The sequence below is a fragment of the Cryobacterium sp. PH29-G1 genome (assembly GCF_030063365.1).
Lineage (GTDB): Bacteria > Actinomycetota > Actinomycetes > Actinomycetales > Microbacteriaceae > Cryobacterium.
Window position 1 is genome coordinate 1 of the sequence record NZ_JASISY010000004.1, and the last position, 21062, is coordinate 21062.

The 21062-nt window shown below is 65.1% G+C and carries 18 protein-coding genes; 9 read left to right on the plus strand and 9 right to left on the minus strand.

The window, feature by feature from the left end; genetic code table 11:
• Positions 1 to 471: 471 nt before the first annotated feature.
• Together QMK22_RS06480 and dapD are read right to left on the minus strand one after the other, a co-directional pair.
• Positions 472 to 3093 (minus strand): penicillin acylase family protein, encoded by a 2622-nt coding sequence (locus QMK22_RS06480; protein WP_283496814.1) that lies wholly within the window; start codon positions 3091 to 3093, stop codon positions 472 to 474.
• A 134-nt stretch (positions 3094 to 3227) separates the two neighbouring features.
• Entirely contained in the window at positions 3228 to 4214 is a 987-nt protein-coding gene (gene dapD, locus QMK22_RS06485) for a 2,3,4,5-tetrahydropyridine-2,6-dicarboxylate N-succinyltransferase (RefSeq protein ID WP_283496815.1), read from the minus strand.
• 83 nt (positions 4215 to 4297) lie between these two features.
• Here dapD and dapE point away from each other — a divergent pair, with 83 nt between their 5' ends.
• From dapE to QMK22_RS06510, 5 genes are all read left to right on the plus strand, one after another.
• Positions 4298 to 5374 (plus strand): succinyl-diaminopimelate desuccinylase, encoded by a 1077-nt coding sequence (gene dapE / locus QMK22_RS06490; protein WP_283497104.1) that lies wholly within the window; start codon positions 4298 to 4300, stop codon positions 5372 to 5374.
• Positions 5375 to 5406: 32 nt separating this feature from the next.
• Positions 5407 to 6627: a putative hexosyltransferase gene (locus QMK22_RS06495; RefSeq protein ID WP_283496816.1), complete on the plus strand. Its 1221-nt coding sequence runs from the start codon at positions 5407 to 5409 to the stop codon at positions 6625 to 6627.
• 64 nt (positions 6628 to 6691) lie between these two features.
• Positions 6692 to 7294, plus strand: coding sequence for a TetR/AcrR family transcriptional regulator (locus QMK22_RS06500; protein ID WP_283496817.1), 603 nt, complete (start codon positions 6692 to 6694; stop codon positions 7292 to 7294).
• Positions 7295 to 7422: 128 nt separating this feature from the next.
• The gene (locus QMK22_RS06505) at positions 7423 to 9603 is read left to right on the plus strand and encodes an MMPL family transporter (RefSeq protein WP_283496818.1); all 2181 of its coding nucleotides are present in this window, start codon (positions 7423 to 7425) and stop codon (positions 9601 to 9603) included.
• Between the two features lie 62 nt (positions 9604 to 9665).
• A complete protein-coding gene (locus tag QMK22_RS06510) occupies positions 9666 to 9842 on the plus strand; it encodes a DUF3117 domain-containing protein (RefSeq protein WP_092108645.1) in 177 nt (58 codons plus the stop codon).
• 125 nt (positions 9843 to 9967) lie between these two features.
• Here QMK22_RS06510 and QMK22_RS06515 read toward each other — a convergent pair whose 3' ends face one another.
• A complete protein-coding gene (locus tag QMK22_RS06515) occupies positions 9968 to 10600 on the minus strand; it encodes an O-methyltransferase (protein ID WP_283496819.1) in 633 nt (210 codons plus the stop codon).
• Between the two features lie 87 nt (positions 10601 to 10687).
• On the opposite strand from QMK22_RS06515, the gene QMK22_RS06520 reads away from it, so the two are divergent.
• Complete coding sequence (locus tag QMK22_RS06520) at positions 10688 to 11077, plus strand: sec-independent translocase (protein ID WP_283496820.1); 390 nt, start codon at positions 10688 to 10690, stop codon at positions 11075 to 11077.
• Positions 11078 to 11107: 30 nt separating this feature from the next.
• A complete protein-coding gene (gene ppk2, locus QMK22_RS06525; RefSeq protein ID WP_283496821.1) occupies positions 11108 to 11932 on the plus strand; it encodes a polyphosphate kinase 2 in 825 nt (274 codons plus the stop codon).
• Between the two features lie 14 nt (positions 11933 to 11946).
• Here the strand turns inward: ppk2 and QMK22_RS06530 are convergent, their stop codons facing one another.
• From QMK22_RS06530 to QMK22_RS06540, 3 genes are read right to left on the minus strand one after another with little or no spacing between them, the layout of a single operon-like run.
• The gene (locus QMK22_RS06530) at positions 11947 to 13104 is read right to left on the minus strand and encodes an Mrp/NBP35 family ATP-binding protein (protein ID WP_283496822.1); all 1158 of its coding nucleotides are present in this window, start codon (positions 13102 to 13104) and stop codon (positions 11947 to 11949) included.
• Entirely contained in the window at positions 13101 to 13655 is a 555-nt protein-coding gene (locus QMK22_RS06535) for a DUF1003 domain-containing protein (RefSeq protein ID WP_283496823.1), read from the minus strand. The genes QMK22_RS06530 and QMK22_RS06535 overlap by 4 nt, the downstream gene beginning before the upstream one ends.
• Positions 13642 to 14973, minus strand: coding sequence for a magnesium transporter MgtE N-terminal domain-containing protein (locus QMK22_RS06540; protein ID WP_283496824.1), 1332 nt, complete (start codon positions 14971 to 14973; stop codon positions 13642 to 13644). Before QMK22_RS06540 ends, QMK22_RS06535 begins: the two co-directional genes overlap by 14 nt.
• Positions 14974 to 15108: 135 nt before the next feature.
• Here QMK22_RS06540 and QMK22_RS06545 point away from each other — a divergent pair, with 135 nt between their 5' ends.
• Positions 15109 to 15642, plus strand: a complete 534-nt coding sequence (locus QMK22_RS06545) for a YflT domain-containing protein (protein ID WP_283496825.1) — start codon at positions 15109 to 15111, stop codon at positions 15640 to 15642.
• 7 nt (positions 15643 to 15649) lie between these two features.
• On the opposite strand, the gene QMK22_RS06550 is transcribed toward QMK22_RS06545, so the two are convergent.
• A complete protein-coding gene (locus QMK22_RS06550) occupies positions 15650 to 17194 on the minus strand; it encodes an aminopeptidase P family protein (protein ID WP_283496826.1) in 1545 nt (514 codons plus the stop codon).
• Between the two features lie 66 nt (positions 17195 to 17260).
• Positions 17261 to 18325, minus strand: a complete 1065-nt coding sequence (locus QMK22_RS06555) for an endonuclease/exonuclease/phosphatase family protein (RefSeq protein ID WP_283496827.1) — start codon at positions 18323 to 18325, stop codon at positions 17261 to 17263.
• Positions 18326 to 18422: 97 nt separating this feature from the next.
• Here QMK22_RS06555 and QMK22_RS06560 point away from each other — a divergent pair, with 97 nt between their 5' ends.
• Positions 18423 to 19292, plus strand: a complete 870-nt coding sequence (locus tag QMK22_RS06560; protein ID WP_283496828.1) for a PHP domain-containing protein — start codon at positions 18423 to 18425, stop codon at positions 19290 to 19292.
• Positions 19293 to 19447: 155 nt separating this feature from the next.
• On the opposite strand, the gene QMK22_RS06565 is transcribed toward QMK22_RS06560, so the two are convergent.
• Positions 19448 to 21046 carry a DEAD/DEAH box helicase gene (locus tag QMK22_RS06565; RefSeq protein WP_283496829.1) on the minus strand — a complete coding sequence of 533 codons (1599 nt, stop codon included), beginning with the start codon at positions 21044 to 21046 and terminating at the stop codon, positions 19448 to 19450.
• Positions 21047 to 21062 lie beyond the last annotated feature (16 nt).

Sequence of the window (21062 nt, forward strand, 5' to 3'; positions counted from 1 at the left end):
CCTCCTGACCCAGAACCTGACGCCCGTCCCGGCGCCCCCACTCATTGAGAGTCCGCTCCCTCCCGCGACTGGCACGACAGCTACCGGCGGGCGACTGCACGATGGTCTCGACAGGCTCGACCTACACGACAGGCTCGACCTACACGACAGGCTCGACCTACACGACGGGATTGACCCACACGACGGGATCAACCGGCGAGATGGGAACGACCCGAGTCCGGGTCGCGTGGGCGACGACTACCTCAACTGAACCGTTCGAGACCGGAGATCACTGCGATTCCGACGCGATACGGCCGCGATGCTGGCCGCGACACCGGCTGCGAAACTGGCAGCGAACGCGACTGCGAATCTGACCGACCATGAATCTGAATTCGACGACGATCCAGAACCCGGCTGCGGTCCCGACTGCGAATGCGATGCCAGCTGCGATTTCAGCTGCGATCCCGACTGCGAATAGTGCTGCGAACCAGGCTAGGCGGCTGGCTCGAGGGTAAGAACGTCGCTCGCGTCGCGGTTGATGGCGGCCGGTGTGTACAGCCATGGGCGGGTCTCATGGTCCCTCCAAAGCGGTGCCTGATCAGTGTAGTTGGCGTGAAAGGCGTGACCCGATGCCCCGGTGAGGTTGATCCAGGTGGAGTCGTCGAAGTTTTCCAGGCTAATCACCTGCCGCATCGAGGGCACCCAGTCCACCTGGTAGCCCTGGGTCGCATCCCAGCCGACAGCGTTCACGACGGACGAACCTCCGGCCAGGTGGTACGGACCACGGTTGAACAACCACTCCAACGGGGCAATCCCCGATTCACCGAAGGTGGCGCTCTTCAGGTCGAGGGTGTGGATGTCGCCCCACTGCCAATCCGCCGGGTTCGTTCCCATCAGATCGGCGGCCTCGGCCGCGGCATCCGTCATGGCCCGCCGAAGCATGCTGTCCTCGCCGACGGTGCCGCGCGCCGCGTTCGACCACCACGGGGAGTCTGGCTGATCGAGCAAACTCGTGACCACAGCGAACGATCGGTCACCACCGGTCAGGGCAGCACCGGCATCGATCTTGTCGGCGAACATGTCTTTCAGCAGTGTGCGCCAAATCACGTTGAAATAGGCAGCGGCGGCACTGTCGGCGTCGACTTGGTAATCCCAGCCGTCGAACAGCTTTTGCGCCTCGACGGCATTGCCGGTGAGGCGCACCTGCTGCAGAGCTGGCACCAGCGCCGCAGCAATGGCGCTGTAATTGTCACCCTGAATCTCACTCATCAGCTCTTTCGTCAGCGGGGTTTCCGCAGCGATGAGTTCTTGCAGCCGCGCAGTGATCTGGTTGGCTCGGTAACCCAGATCCCAATCGGCGGTCAATAGACTGGGGTAGCTCGGGTCAACGGCCGCGTTGTTGGCCGTGACGATGTATCCGCTAGGCGGATTGAAGGAAGTAGGCAGGGCGTCAAAGGGGATGTATCCGGTCCAGCCGTACTGGCTGGTCCAGCCCGGCACCGGCAATGTACCGTTGCCGCTGGCCCGAATCGGAATGAGACCCGGCGCCTGGTAGCCGATATTGCCGTCCACGTCGGCATAGGTGAGGTTTTGCGCTGGAACCTCGAACAGAGCGGCCGCGGCGCGGAAACTCGTCCAGTCCGTTGCTTGATTGAGGGCGAAAATAGCGGATGCTGTTCGCCCGGGGGTCAGCGCCGTCCACTGCAGCGATAGCTCATAGGTGGTTTGTTCAGCGCCCGCCTCGGCCGGAGCTGGCGTGGGCATCCCGGCGGCGACGGGAAAGTCACTCGCGATCTGCGGGTAGGCGGTTCCCGCAAAACCGCTCAGGAGCGGACCGTGTTCGGTCGAACGTATCTCGATCTTCACGTCGTCGCCGCCGGCAACGGCGATCTTTTCGTCGCGCAACAGCAGCGGCTTTGCCACACCGTCGAATTCGTAGCTGTCGCCGGTGACTTTCTCGACGTAGAGATCAGCGACGTCGGGGCCGAGGTTGGTGAAGCCCCACGCCACGCGGTCATTGTGACCGATGATGATGCCGGGCATCCCCGAGAAACTGTACCCAGCGACATCGAAGGGGCACTCCGCGCTGATCGACTGGCAACGCAACCCGACCTGATACCAGACCGAGGGCAGGGCGGGGCCGAGGTGCGGGTCGTTGGCGAGCAGAGGCAGGCCGGTGTCGGTGAGCGCGCCGGAAACGACCCAGGAATTGGAGCCGATCTCGCCGCCGGCCGGCCCGAGAAGTTCGGGCACCGAGCCGAGGTTTGCGCGCAGTTCGTTGAGTGCGCCGGCATAGGAGTTGACGTCGACCGGCTGCTGCGCGACCGGGACATCCGTTGAATCGGTGCCGGGTTCGGCGGCTTGCGGCGCGCCGGCCAGCGGCACGGTCACGGCCTGACTGCCGGTGATGGTGGGGTGCTGGCTGTACGGGAAGTCGGGGTGAAGCCGGTTGACCTCGGCGGGGGTGAGCGTGGTCGACAGCAGCGCCCGGTCGATCTCGTCGTCGAGGTTGGACCGAAGATCCCACGCCATGGCTTTCAGCCACGCAACGGAGTCGGCTGGGGTCCACGGTTCGACCTCGTACCCGGAGTTCTGTAAACCGAGCACCGCGTACTCCAACGACAGGTCTGCGCCGTGATGGTCGTCGAGGTAGGCGTTCACGCCATCGGCGTAGGACTGGTAATAGCCGAGGGTCACCGGGTCGAGCAGGTCCACTTCTTGCTCGGCGACGGCCCGCCAGCCCAGCGTGCGCACGAAGGTATCGGTGCCGACCTGGCTCTCACCGAACAACTCCGATAGACGACCACTCGTGACATGGCGGCGAAAGTCCATCTCCCAGAAGCGGTCCTGGGCGTGCACGTAACCCTGCGCAAGAAATAGGTCCGATGCCGTCTTGGCCGTGATCTGCGGAATGCCGGCGTCGTCACGTGTCACGGTTACCGCGCTCGACAACCCTGTGATGTTGACGGTGCCCGCCAGCGTGGGAAACGAGCGGGTGACCGTCCAGACGCCGAGCCCGGCAGTGACCACGACGAGGCTGACCACGATCCCGAGCGCAATCACCACCCGCCGAACGCGACGGTGGCCCTTGCTGCGCGGTGCGTCGGTGCCCACATCACTCCCTCGTGCGTTGGGTAAATCGTGCGGGCCGCCTGCAACGTGTCGTCGAAAAGCTCGGGTTCCGCTACCCGGATGCTAGCGGAACCCACCGACATCCGCTGAGCACGCGGGCGCTGGGCGCTGCGGAATCAGGCGTGCAGCGCGGCATTCAGGGTGATGCCGCTGCCGGCACGCGCGAGCACCTCAACGGCGCCGGAGACCGAGTTACGGCGAAACAGCAGGTTGGGCACGCCGGAAAGTTCGACGGCTTTCACCGTTGGCAAAGTGCCGTTGGAAGTGACCGGTTCGCCGACCAGAACAACCTTGGTGCCCGCCGTGACGTAGAGCCCGGCCTCCACCACGCTGTCATCACCGATCGCGATGCCCACGCCCGAATTGGCTCCGAGCAGCGCGCGAGCGCCGATTGAAATACGCTGCGTTCCTCCACCAGACAGGGTTCCCATAATGGATGCGCCGCCACCGATATCGGCGCCGTCACCGACTACCACACCCTGGGAGATTCGGCCTTCGACCATCGAGGAGCCGGTGGTTCCGGCGTTGAAGTTGACGAATCCCTCGTGCATCACGGTGGTGCCGGGGGCGAGGTGGGCGCCGAGCCGCACGCGCGAGGCATCCGCTATTCTCACGCCGGTCGGCACGACGTAGTCGAGCAATGGTGGGAACTTGTCGACGCCGCTGGCCTGAATGCCGGCGCGCTGCAGGCTCGGGCGCAGCCGGGCGAAGTCGGTCGGCAGCATCGGGCCAGCGTTGGTCCAGACCACGGTGGGCAGGTAGGCGAAGATGCCATCGAGGTTGATACTGTTCGGCAGAACGAGCAGGTGGGACAGCAGGTGCAGGCGCAGGTACGCGTCCGACGTGCTCGCCGGCGCCGCAGAGAGCGTGATTTCTACCGTGACCGCTTCGAGGCGAACCGCCCGGCGGGCATCGTCGACGGCTGCTTCGCTGAGTTCGGCGGGAACAATCCAACGATCGCGGCCGGCCGGCAGCGCACCGAGCGCAGGGGACGGAAACCACGTGTCAAGCACGGTGCCATCGGCGGCGACGGTCGCGAGACCATACCCCCAGGCCTGGGTTGAGGAAGCGGGCGGGGCATTTTCGGAAACAACGGAGGGCATACCTCTAGATTAGTAGGGTGACTTCTACGACTCCGGACCCCTCTACCCGCGCCACCGCCCCAGCAGAGTCAGCACAGCTCACCGTGCTTGACCTCACGGCCACGTCCATCGAACTGACCAGGCAAATCTGTGACATGGAGTCGGTGTCGGGCAATGAAACAGCCCTCGCCGACGCGATCGTCGCTGCCCTCGCCGGATTCAAGCACCTCGAAATCATTCGGGACGGTGACACCGTCGTCGCCCGAACCCAGCTGGGCCGAGCACAGCGGGTTGTTATTGCCGGGCACATCGACACCGTGCCGCTCAACGACAACCTGCCCACCCGTTACGAGACCATCGAGGGCACGGAGTACCTCTGGGGTCGCGGCACGGTCGATATGAAGGCCGGCGTCGCCGTGCAGCTCAAGCTCGCCGCCGAACTGAGCAACCCCAGCGTGGACGTGACCTGGATGTGGTATGACCACGAGGAGGTCTCCGATGATCTCAACGGGCTCGGCCGTCTGGCACGCAACCGACCCGACCTGTTTGTGGGCGATTTCGCCATTCTTGGTGAGCCGACCAAGAGCCAGATCGAGGGTGGCTGCAACGGCAACCTGCGCGTTGAGCTTCGCACCTTTGGACTGCGCTCCCACTCGGCGCGGAGTTGGGTCGGCGAGAATGCCATTCACAAGGCCGCACCGATTCTCAATATTCTGGCCGGGTATCAGGCCCGCGAGGTAGAGGTGGAGGGCCTCGTCTACCGGGAGGGTCTCAACGCGGTTGGCATCACCGGCGGGGTCGCCGGCAATGTCATCCCCGACGAATGCATGGTGCACGTCAACTACCGCTTCGCGCCGAGCCGCAGCGCGGACGAAGCGGTCGCCCATCTGCGCGAACTGTTCGACGGCTACGACCTCACCGTCGTTGACCGCGCTGAGGGAGCCCGACCGGGCCTTGACGCCCCGCTCGCCCGGCAGTTCATGAACGCCGTCGGCGGCGTCGCCGCTCCCAAATATGGCTGGACCGACGTCGCCCGATTCTCCGCGCTCGGCGTGCCTGCCGTCAACTACGGCCCCGGCGACCCGCTCAAGGCGCACGCCGACGATGAACGCGTGGCAGTGGCCGAGATCACGGCCTGCGAAAACGGCCTGCGCGACTGGCTGAGCACGTCGGTGAGCTAACGACGCGCCCCAGCCCGATGATGACTGAGCGGATGCTCCTCCCGCGACGGTCGCCGACTCGCTGGCTCCCGGCGCACTGGCACGCCCGCTACCGGCTGACCCCGTGGTGGGGCAAGGTATTCGTGGTCTGGGCGCTTTCACGCCTGGTCACGACGAGCCTCATCCTGGTCTTGGCGAGGGCGCAGGAGCCCAACGCCTGGACCGGTGCGAGCCCGAAATACACCGATTTCGCCACAATGTGGGACGGCCGGTGGTACAACATCGTCGCTGCAGTCGGGTACCCGGGCGTGCTGCCGAGCACCGAGGCCGGGCAGATCGGTGAGAACGCGTGGGCGTTCATGCCGGGCTACCCGGTGCTCGCGCGACTGCTGATGGTGCTCACCGGTTTTCCATGGGCGCCCGTGGCGGTTTTCGTATCGGTCGCCTTCAGTTTCGGCACCGCCTTGTTGTTCTACCGCCTCATGGTGCGCGTACAGCCATCGCCCACGGCCCTATTCGCGGTCGTGCTGTTCTGCGTCGCACCGTTGTCGCCGATTCTTCAGTTCGCCTATGCCGAATCGATGTACCTATTTTTTCTGACTCTCGCCCTGTACCTGCTGCTTGAGCGCCGATACTGGCTGCTCTATCCCGTTATCGCGGTGATGGCCCTGACCCGGCCGAGCGGGCTCGCTTTCGCCCTCGCTTTGGGACTGCACGTCATCTATCGCTTTGTTACCCGATCTCGTGATCCCTTCCCGCGCCGAGAGCGTCTGCTGGCGGCCTCCGTTGCCCTGTTCAGTGCGTTCATGGGCCTGGCCTGGCCGGCGACTGCCTGGGCCGTCACCGGCCAAATGTCGGCCTACACCGACACCGAGTTGGCCTGGCGCGCACCGTACATCGGCTATCAGGAGCTCGTGCCGTTCACGGCCTGGTTTCAGAGCGGACTCTGGTGGTTGGGGAGTCCGTGGGGCATTATTGTGGTCGTCGCCCTCATCCTCACCTTCGCCGTGCTGCTGTTCACACCGGCTGTGCGCCATCTGGGCGTGGACCTGCGACTCTGGCTGGTCAGTTACGGGCTGTATCTGCTCGCCGTGTTCTTTCCGCAGTCCAGCACGTTTCGGCTGCTGATGCCGATGTTTCCATTGCTCGGCGTCGCCGCGATTCCCCGTAGCCGAATCTACCGGGTGGCGATCATGCTGCTCCTGGTGGCCGGGCAGTGGGGCTGGTTGCTGATCTGCTGGCGCGTGGACGGTTACGACTGGACACCGCCGTAAAATTCCCCGCACTGATGATTTCCTCGCGTATGGTCGAGGTCGACGTACTCCTCGGAAAGGCAGCATGCCCAGCCCTAAACAGTCAGCGATTCCGCGCATCGACGTGGAACGACATCGCCGGGCCCTCCTTGAGGCCGCGGCCGACGAGCTCGCCCGCAATCCCGACTCCTCTATGGCGGAGGTCGCGCAGGCGGCAAAACTGACCAGAGCGACTCTATATCGTCATTTCAGCAACCGGCAGTCTCTGCTCACGGCCATCCAGGCTGAGGCACTGTCGCGCGCGTCGGAGACGCTCAGGGCGTGCCGTCTCGACGAGGGAAGCGCGCTCGAGGTGCTCAAGCGCGTGGTCGGTTCACTGGGCAAGCAGGGGATGCGCTTTCGCATCATTCTGATGCGGGCGCCCGACCACAACGCGCGATTTTTGACCCAGCGTGACCAGGTTCTCGCCCCGTTGGTCGGGGTCGTCATGCGGGGGCAGGCCGAGGGCGATATTCGTGCCGACCTGTCGCCGGAATGGATCGTCACGGCATTGGCCTCCCTGCTCATTTCAGCCGTGCGGGCGGCGCCCTTGGCGCAGCACTCCGAGGCGGAGGTGGCTGACCTCATCTTTCGTACCCTGGTCGGCGGGATCGCCACGGACGGAACGGCGAGGACGTCCAAAAACTAGACAACGCTGTCTCATTTCGTCTAGTCTCGGTTCAGGCGGCCCACATGGGCTGTCGGAGTCGATGAACCATGATGGGACTACCCGTGCTTTCTGCACTCGCTCGCATGTCAACCCGGTACCGCTGGATAGTGGTTGCAATCTGGCTGGTGCTGATCCTCGGGGCCGTGCTCGGCAGTCGAACGATCGGTGGCACTTTCAACAACGACCTGACGCTCGCCGGCACGGACTCGCAGGCCGCATACGACACCCTCCGCGAGCAGTTCCCCGAGCTGGCCGGTGATGGCATGCAAGCCATCGTGCACAGCACGGATGCCGCGGAGTCCGTCACGTCCCCGGCACTGCGCGCTGCGGTGGAGGATGCCGTGGCCACGGTCGCCGCCCTGGACGGCGTCGCCGCGGCCCGGTCGCCGTACGAACCGCCCCAGCCCATGGTGTCCACCGACGGCAGGACGGCTATGGTGACGATCCAATTCACGGCGCGGGCAAAGGACATTCCGGTGGAGACGCTGGCCCAGGCCCAGGCCGCATTCGAGGGCGTGCGCGTCGCCGGCGGACAAGTCGAATTCGGTGGCCCCGCCGCTCAGGCCGAGTCCGGGCCATCCGGCAGCGAAGCCTACGGGCTGCTCGCGGCCGCCCTGGTGCTGTTGATCGTGTTTGGTTCAGTTTTCGCCATGCTGGTCACGCTCGTCACCGCCCTGATCGCCCTCGGCGTCGGGCTCGCCTCGATCACCATGCTCGCTTCGACGGTGACCATCGGCACGTCCGGTCCTATCGTTGCCGCCATGATCGGTCTGGGCGTCGGCATCGACTACGCCCTGCTGATCGTGACGAGGCACCGTGAGGGGATGCGGCGGGGTCTGGCTCCGAACGCCGCTATCGAAGCGGCCATGACCACGGCAGGTCGCTCGGTGTTGGTCGCCGGCGCTACTGTGATCATCGCCATTTTGAGCCTGTATGCCATCGGAATCCCGTTCGTCTCCTCACTCGGCCTGGCCAGTGCCATCGTCGTGAGCGCGACGATGCTGGCCTCCGTTACCTTGCTGCCGGCGCTGCTCGCTATCTTCGGCCGAAACCTAGACCGCGTGCGCGTGCGCAGGATCGGCACGAAGACTCCCGCGGGTGTAACGGGCCCTGCCGGGCCCAATGGTGCCGGCCGCGCTGAATCTCAGCCTGGGGCGGGATGGCACGGCTGGGTCGAAAGAATCCAGCGCCGCCGATGGCTCGCCGCGTTCGCCTCGATCCTGGTTTTGGCCATTCTGGCCGTGCCGCTGCTCTCGCTTCGCCTCGGAACGGCCGACGGTGGGTCCCAAGCTGCCGACACCACCCAGCGAAAGGCTTATGACCTGATCGTGGAGGGATTCGGCGCGGGCTGGGCCGGTCCGCTCCTGGTCACGGTCGACTTCGGAGCCGATTCTACGCCGACCGAGAGCCAGGCCGCGAGCACTGCACTGCACGCCAAGCTGGCGGCGACGGAGGGTGTCAGCGCAGTTACCCCGCCGCGGTTCGGGACGAACGGGTCAACCGCGCTTTACACGGTGATTCCGACGAGTTCACCGGATGACGCGGCCACGGAGACCCTGGTTCACGAACTGCGCGACACTGTTCTGCCCGAGGCGGCGCCGGGCGCGAGCACCCACGTCGGCGGCGCGACGGCGACCAGTATCGATCTGGCTGACACGCTGCTGGCGCAGATCGGCTGGTTCATCCTGATCGTCGTGGTGCTGGCCTTCATCGTTCTCCTGATCGAGTTCCGGGCACCGTTCATCGCGGCCATGGCCGTGATCATGAACCTGTTCGCGGTGGGGGCCGCATATGGACCCGTCGTGGCCGTGTTCCAATGGGGCTGGTGGCCCGCCGACTGGCTGGGGGTCATGTCAGGGCCGGTGGAGTCGTTCGTTCCGGTCATGCTCTTCGCCGTGCTCTTTGGCCTGTCTACCGACTACACAGTGTTCCTGCTCAGCCGTGTCAAGGAGGAGCTCGCCCGCACGGGAGATCCGAACCTGGCGGTTCGCGATGCGTTGGCCGCCACGGCGAAGGTGATTCTGGCCGCGGCATCCGTCATGGTCGTGGTTTTCGGCAGCTTTATTCTGAATGACCAACGAACCGTGACGATGTTCGGTTTTGGCCTCGCCACGGCCATAGCCGTCTATGTACTCATCGTGATCCTGGTGCTCGTGCCGGCTCTGCTGGCTATAGCGGGCCGACCTGCTTGGGGGCGCACACCACGTCATCCGTCGAAAGATCCCGAGTCGGAACTCCTCGCTAGGGAGCCGAAACAAACCCCCGATCTAATACCTAATCCGACCTGAATTTACGTCTCAGGCCGTGATGGTCGATAATGGGTATACAAAGACGAATGGAAGGGGAGTTCATGGCGGCCATGAAGCCACGGACCGGAGACGGTCCAATGGAGGCGGTAAAAGAGGGGCGCCTGATCATCGTGCGTGTACCGCTCGAAGGTGGGGGTCGGCTCGTTGTCTCAGTCAACGACGCCGAGGCCAAAGAACTTCACGATGCGCTTGCCGGGGTTGTCGCTGCGGCGAAATAGCCTCGTGCTGGCTCAGAACCACACGTGATACCAGGAACGGCCGCGCAGTGAATGCGCGGCCGTTTCTGTGTACCCGTTCAGGGCTGAGCGGTGGAGCCGGTTAGCCGAGCCCGCCGGCCGAGAACCTACGCGCGCAATTTGGTGATCTGTAGCAGTCCATCGCCAACGGGGGAGAGGGCGCTGATTACGGCGCTCGATGCGGCGATCTCGGTGAGCAGGGTGCGAAACCCGGTCGCGACATCGTCGCGCTGCACCGGGTCGGCGACTCGGCCGCGCCAGAGGGCGTGGGCGACCAGTACGGTTCCACCAGGTCGGGCCAGGCGCAGTCCGTGTTCGACGTATTCGATGACCGACTGCGGGTCGGCGTCGATGAACACAATGTCGTAAGAATTCTCATTCATGCGCGGCAGTACCTCGCCGGCTTTGCCGGTGATGAGGCGCACCCGGTTGGCCGGAATCTTGGCCTCGGAGAAATTCGCCTTGGCGTGCTGCAGATGGTCGACCTCGGTATCAATCGAGGTCAAGGTTGCTCCGGGCGCCCCGGTCAGCAACCAGATACCCGACACTCCCGCCCCCGTTCCGACTTCGAGAATGCTGCGCGCCCCGGTTGCGGCGGCGATGACGGCCGATTGCGCACCGACGGACGGCGCGATCGCGTCGATCCCCAACTCGAGGGATTGCTGGCGCGCACGCGCGATCGCTTCGGACTCCACGACACAGTCGTCGGAGAATTTCCAGTTCAGTTCAATGTCAGACACAAATAACTCCAGAAGATGATTACGTCAAGACTAGGGCCGGGGCGCGTGTGGTCTGTGGATGCCTCGCCGGGCAGTTATTCTAAGGACATGTTTGGGTTGACGTTCGAGAAGATTCTTCTGATCGGGATCATCGCTGTCTTCTTGCTCGGACCCGACAAATTGCCGCACTACGCGGCCCAGCTGGCCCGACTGGTGCGCCAACTCCGCGACATGGCAAACGGTGCCAAGGAACGCATGCGCGATGAAATGGGCCCGGAATTCGACGATCTGGACTGGAAAAAACTGGACCCGCGCCAGTATGACCCGCGCCGCATCATTCGGGAAGCCCTCGCCGACGAAGATCCCTTCAAAGAAACGTCCGCGACCATTTCTCGCGCCGAGCCCAACCCCGACGGCGCATATCTGAAGCGCAAACGTGCCCGAGAGGCGGCCCTGGCCGCGCTCGAGCCGGCCCCGTTCGATTCTGAGGCCACCTAAGGCACCACATTCGTTCGTAAAGGAGTCGCGATGTCAAAAAGCCCCCCCCAAGTTCAGCGCATCAAGAAAAAGGTGTACGAGGCCGAACTGGCGCGGCTGCAGGCCGAACTCGTCACGATGCAGCAGTGGGTGAAAGCATCCGGTGCGCGGGTCGTGGTGATCTTCGAGGGCCGCGATGCTGCGGGCAAGGGCTCGGCGATCAAGCGCATCACGGAGTACCTCAACCCGCGCGTTGCCCGCATCGTCGCCCTGCCGATGCCCACCGAACGTCAGCGTGGCGAATGGTACTTTCAGCGTTTCATTGAGCACCTGCCGTCGACCGGTGAGATCGTGCTGATGGACCGCTCCTGGTACAACCGAGCCGGCGTCGAGCGGGTGATGGGCTACTGCACTTCCGATGAATACCGGCGCTTTCTGCACCAGGCGCCCCTGTTCGAGCGGATGCTCGTTGAGGACGGAATTCTGCTGATTAAGTACTGGTTCTCGGTGTCTGACCAGGAGCAGGAGCGCCGCTTTCGGTCCCGTCTGAATGACCCGATGCGACGCTGGAAGCTGTCCGAGACGGACGTGCTGTCGATCACCAAATGGGCCGACTATTCCAAGGCGAAGGATGAGATGTTCGTGCACACCGACATCGCCGAAGCGCCGTGGTGGGTGGTGGAGAGCGAAGACAAGCGGGTGTCCCGGTTGAACGTGATCAACCATCTGCTCTCGCTCGTGCCCTATGAAAAGATCGACCCGCCCAAGGTACACATTCCACCGCGCCCGCCGGCCTCCGACTACGAGCGGCCGCCGCGCGAGGAGAACCACGAGGTTCCCGACCACGCGGCGACGCTGGCCAAGCTCAAGGAGTAGCTGCGAGTGTGCAGCTAGCGCGGTGTGAGTCCGAGGCTCACGCCCGCCAGGCCCCTGGCCCGTGTCTTCATGCTGCGGGCGAGTTCTCGAATAGCGCGGGCGGCGGGGTCGTCCGGCGCGCCGAGCACGACCGGCAACCCGGCGTCCCCGCCGCTGCGCAGCGGCAGACTCAGCGGAATGTGCGCAAGAACCGGCACCGGGTTGGGCTGGCCGAGCGACAAACGCCGGGCTACTTCGGCACCGCCGCCGGTGCCGAACAGTTCCAGCAGGCTGCCGTCTGGCTGCACCATCGCCGACATGTTCTCGATCACGCCGTACACGGTTTGCCCGGTCTGCCGTGCCACGGTGCCGCTGCGCTCGGCCACATCGGCCGCGGCGGGCTGCGGGGTGGTGACGACGATAACCTCGGCGTGGGGCAGGAGCTGGCCGACCGTGATTGCGACGTCGCCGGTGCCCGGCGGCAGGTCGAGCAGGAGCACGTCCAAGTCGCCGAAGTAGACATCGGTGAGGAACTGCTTGATGGTGCGGTGCAGCATGGGGCCGCGCCAGGCGACCGCGGCCGACGCGTCATCGATGAACATTCCAATCGAGATGACTTTTACCTCGTGGCCGATGGGCGGCAGAATCATGTCGCCGACCTGGGTCGGTTTGACGGCGAGCCCCTCGTGTACGAGGCCGAGCAGGCCCGGGATGCTGAATCCGTGCACGTCGGCATCGACGATGCCCACCCGCAGCCCCTCCGCGCTCAGGGCCACCGCCAAATTCGCCGTGACGGTGGATTTGCCCACGCCACCCTTGCCACTCGTGATGGCGTACACCCGAGTAAGGGACTCCGGCCCAAACTGCACGCTGCGTTCCAGCTGACCGCCACGCAGCTTTTCGGTGAGGGCGGTGCGCTGTTCGCGGGTCATAATCGCGACCTCAACGCTCGCGTTGCCCGCCCCGCACACCGACTCGGCCGCGGCGAGAACATCGCTCTCAATGCGCTGGGCGGCCGGACAACCAGCGATGGTCAAGCGGATGCCGACGGTCACCAGACCCGTGTCGCTCACCGTCACGTCGGACACCATGTTGAGCTCTGTGATGGGTTTGCGAATTTCCGGGTCGGTCACTCCAGCCAAAGCGGTGAAGACTCTCGAGCGGATGCTGTCGGGCAGGGGTGCAGAAGTCATACGTGCGGGCGGCTTTCCGTGGTGCTGGGTTGCGGGGCGTCGTCGGACTCGCTGCGGTCATCCAGGTGCTCGAGCAATGCCCGCAGCTCCGCGCGAATAAAGTCCTTCGAGGCCATGTCCTTGATGGCGATGCGGAGCGCCACAACCTCGCGGGCCAGGTACTCGGTGTCGGCGAGGGTGCGTTCGGCGCGCTGTCGATCCTGTTCGAATTGCACCCGGTCACGGTCGTCCTGCCGGTTCTGGGCGAGCAGAATCATCGGCGCGGCGTAGGAGGCCTGCATCGACAGTACGAGAGTAAGGGCAATGAAACCGAGCGCGACGGAGTCAAATCGCCAGGCCTCCGGGGCGAGGGTATTCCACGAGATCCAGGCGACGGCGAAGAACGTGAGCCCGAGCAGAAACCACGGGGTACCCATACCGCGGGCGATGGCCTCGGTGAAGCGGCCGAACCGGTCACGGGAGTGGCCGTTGCGGCCGAGACCCACGATATTGCCGCTGCGCAGCCCTTTGGGCGCATCCAAACGCAGATCGGCGCGATTATTGCGGGCCACGAGTCATCCTCTGCGCTCCGGGCAGCGGAATGCTACCGGTCCTCAACTCGCTGCGGGCGGCGGCGCGGCGGCGCACGTCATCGTTACCGTCGTGGCTGCGCCAGTCGTCGGGCAGCAAATAGTCGAGCACGTCATCAATCGTCACCACCCCGACCAGTCGATAGTTCTCGTCGACGACAGGAACCGAGACGAGGTCGTAGCTCGCGAGAATACGGCTGACTTCAGCGGCTGAGGTGTCGGCGGTGACCGGGTCGAGGCCGGCGTCGAGCAGCGTGCCGAGGCGTTCGTGCGGTGGGTAGCGCAGCATCCGCTGAAAATGCACCATGCCGAGAAAACGCCCGGTAGGCGCCTCGTAGGGGGGCAGGGTCACGCAGATCGCCGCGCCGAGCGCCGGCGCCAGATCGTGACGACGGATGCGGGCAAGGCCCTCCGCAACCGTGGCGTCGGCCGAGACGATGATCGGCTCGGTCGTCATGAGCCCGCCGGCGGTGTCGGGGGCGTAGGTGAGCAGAAAACGTACGTCTTCGGCTTCTTCGGGCTCCATCAGGTCGAGCAGTTGCTCGCCGCGTTCTTCGGGCAGTTGGGCGATGAGGTCGGCGGCATCGTCGGGTTGCATCTGGTCGAGCACGTCGGCGGCGCGGGCGTCACCGAGGCTGGTCAGAATGCTGACCTGGTCGGCCTCGCGCATTTCTTCGAGCACGTCGGCGAGACGGTCATCGGGCAGCTCGCCCGCTACCTCGAACATGCGCTCGCGCGGTAGGTCCAGCAGCGTATTGGCCAGGTCAGCCGGTTTGAGATCGGAATAGGTGGCGATGAGGTGTTCGGCGGACTGCGCCTGCCCCTTGGTCAATTTCTCGCGCACCTCGGCCCAGGTGGCGAACGTCGTGACGCCCTTGACGAACGGCGAGGCGCTGGTCTTGGGGCGGCGCACGAACAGTTGGCTGATGGCCCAGTCGGCCTCGGTGCCTTCTTTGATCGCGACGTCTTCAATGGTGGCTTCGCCGGACCCGTCGTTGAAGAGCACCTTGCGGCCGAGCAATTCGGCGATGACACGCACCTCGCCGCCGCGCTGTTCGTAGCGGCGAACGTTGATCAGACCGGTCGTGATGATCTGGCCGCTGCCGATGCTGGTGACGCGGTTGATCGAGACGAACACGCGCCGTTTACCCGGGATCTCCACGATCAGGCCGACGACGCTGGGCGGGTCGTTTTTTCGGTAGACCACGAGAACATCGCGCACCTTGCCCACGCGGTCGCCCGCAGGGTCGAAAACGGTGCACCCGGCCAGTCGGGCAACAAAAACTCTGGTGGCACTCACCATATAAATGTAGGCCACTGGCCTGACAATGGGGGCGCGGCACGAACGGTTCGTCATTTCGCGGTGCCGCCGTGGGGCCGTGCGCCGGTCAAAGCACGCGGCTGCACGTTCAGGGGAGCGTGAAAGAATGTTGCTATGAGCAACCAGAGTCTTTTTTCCCGTCGCCGCTCGGTGTTGCCCCCGGTGTTGCCGCGCGGTGAGGTACTCGCCACGTATAGCACCTATGCCGAGGCGCAGGCCGCGATCAATTCGTTGGCCAAGGCGGAATTTCCGGTGAAACAGCTCTCGATCGTGGGTAACGATCTCAAGAGCGTTGAACGGGTCACCGGCAAACTCACCTACGGCCGAGTCGCTCTCGCTGGCGCAGCATCCGGTTCCTGGATCGGAATCTTCTTCGGAATTCTGTTCTTTCTGTTCTCGCCCACCGGGTCAAGCCTGCCGTTCGTATTTGCCGCCCTTATTATGGGTGCCGGCTTCGGCATGCTGCTCGGCATCGCGAGCTACGCCATCAACCGGCGCCGGCGTGACTTCACGTCGACCACGCAGGTGATCGCGAGCGACTATCAACTCATCGTCGATCCCGAACTGCTCAACCGCGCCCGTAACCTTCTGGCTGGCGCACCCGAGACGCCGCTAGCCCCAAGCCCGCAGACGCCCCCGCCTGAGTAACACGGGGTTAGCGCTGGGCGGCGGCGATCCAGGCCTCGACGTCGGTGGCGGTACGCGGGATGGCGGCGGAGAGGTTTTCCGCTCCGGTTTCCGTGACCAGGATGTCGTCTTCGATCCGCACACCGATGCCGCGAAATTCTGCGGGAACGGTGAGATCGTCCGGCTGAAAGTACAGGCCCGGTTCGATAGTGAAGACCATGCCCGGTTCGAGCACTCCGTCCATGTACATGTCGCGACGGGCCTGCGCGCAATCGTGCACGTCAAGCCCGAGGTGATGGCTGGTACCGTGCACCATATAGCGGCGGTGCTGGCCGTTCTCGGGCAGCAGGGCTTCCTCGGCGGTAACCGGGAGCATGCCCCACTCGGCGGTGCGCCGGGCGATGACCTTCATCGCGGCGGCATGCACCTCGCGAAAAACCGCGCCTGGGCGAACAACGGCCAGGGCGGCATCCGCTGCTTCGCGTACCGTCTCGTAGACCAGACGCTGCACCTCGCTGAATACGCCGTTGACCGGCAGGGTGCGGGTGATGTCGGCGGTGTAGTAGCTGTCGAGTTCCACACCCGCGTCGATGAGGATGAGGTCGCCGGGGGCGACGACGCCGTCGTTGCGGGTCCAATGCAGAATACAGGCGTGTGGGCCGGAGGCCGCGATGGTGTCGTAGCCGACCGCGTTGCCGTCGCTGCGTGCACGGGTGTTGAAGACGCCTTCGACAAGGCGTTCGCCCCGGGCGTGCACGCTCGACCGGGGCAGGTCGGCGATGACATCGTCGAACCCGCGTGCGGTGGCCGCGACGGCGAGGCGCATCTGCGCGACCTCCCACGCATCTTTCACGAGGCGTAGTTCCGAGAGATCGCGTGTCAGGGCCGCGTCGGGCTCGTGCTCGGCGTTGATCTCGATGCTGAACGGGGAGTCGGTGGCATTGCTGCCGAGTACCCGCTCGGCGGCGAAGCGCAGCCGGGCTTCATCCACCTGCTCGGTGAACGTGGGGTCGGCCTCACGCAGTACGAGGGTCTCGCTGTCGACCGCGAGCAGCACTGCAGTGAGGTCGGCGATGCCGCGCACAGCAACGGCCAGGTCGCTGGCGACCTGGGCAATCGAGGGGCGGGGGCCGATCCAGAATTCTCCGATGTCGGGGTTGGCATAGAATTCGTCGGAATCGCGGCCGGCGCGCTCCCGAAAGTAGAGAGTCGCGTCGTGGCCGCCGGCCGCAGTCGGTTCGAGTACGAGCACGGCACCGGGTTCGCTGTCGCTGCCCCAGCCGGTGAGGTGGGTGAAAGCGGAGTGAGCGCGGAAGGCGTAGTCGGTGTCGTTGGAGCGTTGCTTCAACCGACCGGCCGGAATGATCAGGCGCGCACCCGGATATTGGGCGGAGAGGCGCTCGCGCCGCGCAGCGGCGAAGGGCGCCTGTTCGCGGGCGGGCGGCAGCACATCGGTATGGTCGGCCCAACCGCTCGCGATGAACGATTTGAAGCCGGTGGAGTCCGGTGTGGTCGAACGGTTCTCGTTCGAGCGCGCAGCGGGAATAAGTGCGGAAGCAGTGGTATCAGCCATTCCTCCATTCTCGCACCGCACGCTGGGCAGCGGCCGATCGGGTTTGTGCAGATGCTGCGACGGATGTTACGTGGCCGGCGTGAGCGTGACCACGACCGGACGGTGATCGCTGCCGGCGTCGTCGAGCGACTCCACGATTTGCAGCGCGTTCACCTGCCAATTCGGGGTAGCCATCACGTGATCGATGGGGCTGCCCAGCAGAGCGGGAATATTGGTGGGCCAGGTGCCGACGGCTGCCGCACCGACCGACAGCGCGGCATCCGCGCAGTTGCCCAGCACGCTTTGCGCACTTCCGCTCGCGCGGCCGGCCATATGGTCGAGAGTGGAATTGAAATCGCCGGCCAGGATCACATCGTCGGTCTGGCACACGGTGGCGAGCCAGTCGAGGTCGCTGCGCCAATTCGACATCTCGTACTGGATCGGAGCGACGGCGTGCACGGCGACAATGGTCGGGCCATTTCCGTCGACCGGTTGGGCCACGACGGTGGGAAGAACGTTGGTATTGCCGGGAGGACCGGACCCGGCCGCATTGCTCACTGCGTACTCGCCGAGGTCGGGGCTGATCAGCAGCGTCGTTGACCGTGCTTTCGACACCAGATCGAAAGCGAGGGTGTGCACCCACATCGGCCGGCCCGCGTCGCGCATTGCCTCGGCGATGCGCACCCCGGTCTCTTCCGTCGTCTCGGGCAGGGTGACAACGTCCGCATTCTGGGCCACGGCGAGTTGGGCGATGACGGCGGCTCCGGGAGCGTCGCCGAGCGTATTCCAGCTCAGGACGGTGATGGAGCCGGACCCCGGTTCTGTGTCGGCCGGCACGCTGGCCGACGGGCTGCCGGCCGTTTCGGTGCCGGCGGTGAAACCGCGGGAGGTCAGAATGCCCACATTGGCCACCGCGAACAAGACGAGCAGCACCATGGCCATGCCGAAGGTGCGCCGCAATGGGCGAATAAAGCGCAGCAGGCCGCACAGAACGATGCCGCCGACGGCACCGACCACGGCGATCGCGCGGAACGACACGAGGTGGGCGACGATCCAACTGTTGTGCAGACCGAACGCTTGCGGCCAGGTGAGGACCAGAAGAACAGCGGCGGCACCGATTAAAAACAGTGCCTGAAGGAGGCGTGTGAACATTATTCTGAACCCTAGATCAGAATTCTGGGGAATCCCCAGTTGCCGCGGTACCAGCACCGCGGCACCTGGCCGGATGGTGGCCAACTAGCATGGGGGCATGGCAGTCGCGCGGCAATTCCAGGGTCCGATCGACCTGCATGCACACTCGAGCGTGTCCGATGGCACCGAGACCCCCGCCGAACTCGTGCGCGCTGCCGCCGTTGCGGGGCTCGGAACCATCGCCCTGACCGATCACGATTCGACTGCCGGCTGGGCCGAGGCATCCGTTGCTGCGCGAGCGGAACGGGTCACACTTATTCCTGGAATGGAATTCAGTACCCGGGTGCAGTACGCCAGTGTGCACCTATTGGCATATCTTTTCGACCCGGCTGATCCGGCGTTGCTGGCGGAGATGACGCGGGTGCGTGCAGCCCGCCTGACCCGGGCCGAACAGATGGTCGTCCGCATCGGCGCCGACTATGACCTGAGCTGGGACGACGTGCTCGCCCAGACCACCCCCGGCGCGACGGTGGGGCGACCGCACATCGCCGACGCCTTGGTGGCGCGCGGTCATGCCCTCAATCGGAGTGCGGCCTTCGCCGATATTCTGCACTGGAAAGCCGGCTACTTTCAGCCGCACTACGCCCCCGATCCGTTGCGGGCGATTGAGCTCGTGCGGGCTGCCGGGGGAGTGCCGGTCATCGCCCATCCCGCCACCCGCGGAATCGGTGACGTCGTCGAGGAATCCCGGCTGAAGACGCTGGTGGAGGCCGGACTGTTCGGTCTCGAATTGGAGCACCGCGAGAATATGCCCGAACCCACGGCGCGATTGTACGAACTGGCCGCAAAATTCGGGCTGTTCGTCACCGGTTCCAGCGATTATCACGGCACCGGAAAACCCAACCGGCTCGGCGAGAATACGACCGCCCCCGAGGTGCTCGAGCGCTTGATCATCGAGGGCCGCGGCTCGGAACCGGTCTACGGCTGAACCGACGGCTGAACTGCGTCGGCTGACGGCTGCGTGACGGTGCTGACTGCGTCAGCAGCGGATACAGCGGCGCGAAATCACAACAGCGCCCGGCCTCGGGACAGCCGCCGCCGAAGCGGAGCAGTACCGGACCGGGCGCTCATGGTACGAGGTCGTTAGATCGTGGTGCCGGCCTGCGGGGAGCGGCGGCGGGTGCGGCTACGACGCAGCGGCGCATTGTTACCGTCGTGGTGCTCGGCTCCGCCGCCATCGTGTGTTCCGGCGGCGGGAGTCGCGGCCGGAGCATCGGGGTTGGTGCTGGATCCGACGCGGGTGCGCGACCGGGTGGGCCGGCCGGCATCGTCGGGTCCGGCGGTCTTGGGGCGGTCGGAGCCGCGCGCGGAATCGCCGCGGCCAGAACCGCGGCCGCCCTCTGAACGGCCACCGTCTGAACGACCGCCATCGGAACGACCCGAGCGCCCGGAACTGGAGTGAGTCGAGTCGGAACGGCCACCAGCGCCGGAGCGTGCCCCGCCGGAACGACCCGCGCCGCCGGTACGACCGTCGCCTGCGGCGACATCCTTCACCGGGGTAGCGCGCAAACGGCCCTTGGCGCCGGCCGGAATATTCAGGTCGGTGTACAGGTGCGGCGACGACGAATAGGTCTCCATCGGTTCCGGCTGGCCGAATTCGAGGGCCTTGTTAATGAGCGACCACTTGTGCAGGTCATCCCAGTCAACAAAGGTGACGGCGATGCCGGTCTTGCCGGCGCGGCCGGTGCGGCCAACGCGGTGCAGGTACGCCTTCTCGTCTTCGGGAATGGTGTGGTTGATCACGTGGGTGACGTCTTCGACGTCGATACCGCGCGCCGCGACATCCGTTGCGATCAGAATTTCTTTCTTGCCGGACTTGAAGCTGGCCATGGCGCGTTCGCGCTGTTCCTGGTTCAGGTCGCCGTGCACGGCAGTGGCGTTAAAACCGCGGTCGCCGAGTTCTTCAACAAGCTTCGCGGCGGCGCGCTTGGTGCGGGTGAAGATGATGGTCTTGCCGCGACCCTCGGCCATGAGGATGCGGCCGATGACCTCGTCTTTGTCCATGTTGTGCGCGCGGTAGACGAGGTGCTCGATGTTGGCCTGCATGAGGCCTTCATCGGGGTCGGTCGCGCGAATGTGAATCGGGCGGTTCATGAAGCGGCGGGCCAGCGCCACGATCGGTCCGGGCATCGTCGCCGAGAACAGCATGGTGTGACGGGTCGACGGCGTCTGCGCGAAGAGCTTCTCAATGTCGGAGAGAAAGCCGAGGTCGAGCATCTTGTCGGCTTCGTCGAGCACCATTTCGCGCACGTTGGCGAGAGTGAGCAGACGCTGGCTGGCGAGGTCGAGCAGGCGCCCGGGGGTACCGACGACGATCTGCGCGCCAGCCTTGAGCTGTTCGATCTGGCCTTCATAGGCCTTGCCACCGTAAATCGAGACGATCTTGGTTTTTCGGCCCGTTGCAGCAAGCTCAAGGTCTTCCGAGACCTGCACGCACAGTTCGCGGGTCGGAACGACGATGAGCGCCTGCACGCCCGGCTCGGGGTCGAGGCCGAGGCGCTGAATGACCGGAAGGCCGAAGCCGAAGGTCTTGCCGGTGCCGGTCTTGGCCTGACCGATGATGTCCTGGCCGGCGAGGGCGAGGGGGATGGTCTGGGTCTGGATGGGGAACGGTTCGAGGATGCCCTTGGCGGCAAGGGAGTCGACCATGTCCTGGTCAATATTAAGTTCGGAGAAAGTCACGAATGTATGCCTGTCA